The organism is Cellulomonas sp. JH27-2, from assembly GCF_014837175.1.
In the GTDB taxonomy this organism is placed as follows: Bacteria; Actinomycetota; Actinomycetes; order Actinomycetales; family Cellulomonadaceae; genus Cellulomonas.
This window is the reverse complement of the sequence record NZ_JACYFR010000008.1, coordinates 1-1,293: the sequence shown is the minus strand read 5'-3', so window position 1 is coordinate 1,293 and position 1,293 is coordinate 1. Positions and strand designations below refer to the sequence as shown.

The following is a 1,293-nucleotide window of genomic DNA, read 5'->3' as shown; positions in this document are numbered from 1 at the left end:
TCAGTGTCAGGGTGACGGTGCCGCTTAGCGGTGGTTGGGTCCTGTCACCGGGGCGTCTGACTCCTAGCGTGACTGCCTTCGTGGCTTGCATGCGAATTGCCGGCGCCCCGGTGGGAGGACCGGCCGGCGTGACTTGATAGGAGCGTGGCATCGCCCCCGACTGAGGTTTGTCCGCCGGCCGGCCCGACCGTCCTGTCCGTCTGAGAGAACCAGGAGGCGATGACCATGGTCGTCGTGATCGGGGCAGACGTCCATAAGGCGAGCCACACGTTGGTCGCGGTGGACGAGGTCGGCAAGGTGCTCGGGCAAGGGGTGTTCACCGCTCGGCGTGAGGGCCACCGCAAGGCGCTGGGCTGGGCCCGGCACCAGTTCAAGGATGCACAACTGGTGTGGGCGGTGGAGGACTGCCGGCACCTGACCGCACTGTTGGAGCGTGACCTGCTCGCGGCCGGCCAGTCGGTCGTGCGCGTCAGCCCCAAGCTGATGGGCGTGGCGCGGCGAGCTGGGCGTGAGCGCGGCAAGTCCGACCCGATCGATGCGACCGCGGTCGCCCGCGCCGCGCAGGCCCACGCCGACCTGCCGGTGGCCCGTCACGACGAGGCCTCTCGGGAGTTGAAGTTGCTGGTCGACCGGCGTGAGGACCTGGTCGCCGAACGGACCCGGATGATCAACCGGTTGCGCTGGCACCTGCACGAGATCGACCCGGACCTGGCCCCGCCGACCGGTTCCCTGGACCGTGTCGTCGTAGTCGCACGGCTGCATGATCAACTGGCCGCGATCGACGCGCTGGTCGCGCGGATCGCGGTCGAGGTCCTCGACGACATCGCTGTTCGTAACACCCAGATCCGGGCCTTGGAACGGCGTATCACCGCCGCGGTCGAACGCACCGCCCCGGTCCTGCTCGAGGTCCCAGGCTGCGGACCGCTGACCGCGGCGAAGATCGTTGGCGAGACCGCCGGGATCGACCGGTTCACCTCCGAAGCCGCCTACGCGATGTTCACCGGCACTGCACCGATCCCGGTCTGGTCGGGCGCCACCGCCGGACGGGTGCGCCTGAACCGGGCCGGCAACCGGCAGCTCAACGCAGCACTGCACCGCATCGCGATCACCCAGGTCCGCCTCGGCGGCCCCGGACGCGACTACTACGACAAGAAACGCGCCGCAGGCAAGACCTCCACCGAGACCTACCGGTGCCTAAGACGTCAACTCGCCCGCACCATCTACAACACCCTCAACCACAGCCGAGCAGCCCACAGTGGCGCCCTCTCGGCCGCGGCTTGACATAGGAGATTC

1 protein-coding gene is annotated in these 1,293 nt (G+C 68.8%); it reads left to right on the top strand.

The genetic code is table 11. The annotated features are described in order from the left end of the window. Window positions 1-225 precede the first annotated feature (225 nt). Window positions 226-1,281 (top strand): IS110 family transposase, encoded by a 1,056-nt coding sequence (locus tag IC607_RS17180; RefSeq protein WP_191788658.1) that lies wholly within the window; start codon window positions 226-228, stop codon window positions 1,279-1,281. The last annotated feature ends 12 nt before the right edge of the window (window positions 1,282-1,293 follow it).

Excerpts from the sequence above, each read along its gene's own strand:
- IC607_RS17180 (WP_191788658.1), top strand. The coding sequence starts at position 226 with ATGGTCGTCGTGATCGGGGCAGACGTCCATAAGGCGAGCCACACGTTG.